Raw genomic sequence first — 408 nt, 5'->3', positions numbered from 1 at the left:
AACACGACGTACTTCAGCGAGGTCAGCCCCTCCAGGCCGACCGGGCCGCGCGCGTGGAGCTTGTCGTTCGAGATCCCGATCTCGGCGCCCAGGCCGTACTCAAAGCCGTCGGCAAATCGCGTGGACGCGTTGATCATCACGCTGGCCGAATCGACCTCGCGCAGGAAGCGCATGCCGGTCGAATAGTTCTCCGTGATGATCGAATCGGTGTGCGCGGAACCGTAGGTATTGATGTGCTCGATGGCGGCATCCAGGCCATCAACGGTGCGTATCGACAGGATCGGGGCGAGGTATTCGGTGTGCCAATCGGCCTCAACGGCATCCTTCAGATTGCCGAAACCAGCCGCTTCCAGCGTGGCGCGCGTGGCCGGGCACACCCGGAGTTCGACGCCCTTGTCCTGGTAGATC

General features: G+C 63.0%; 1 protein-coding gene. It reads right to left on the bottom strand.

Annotated features, from left to right (window positions below; genetic code table 11):
- Positions 1–408 (bottom strand): aldehyde dehydrogenase family protein (locus tag I6F21_RS38215; RefSeq protein ID WP_225184447.1); only part of this gene is annotated, 408 nt, incomplete at both ends.

Source organism: Bradyrhizobium sp. NBAIM03 (assembly GCF_020194055.1).
Taxonomy (GTDB): domain Bacteria; phylum Pseudomonadota; class Alphaproteobacteria; order Rhizobiales; family Xanthobacteraceae; genus Bradyrhizobium; species Bradyrhizobium yuanmingense.
The sequence above is the reverse complement of the archived record's forward strand: the minus strand, read 5'-3'. Positions and strand labels throughout refer to the sequence as shown.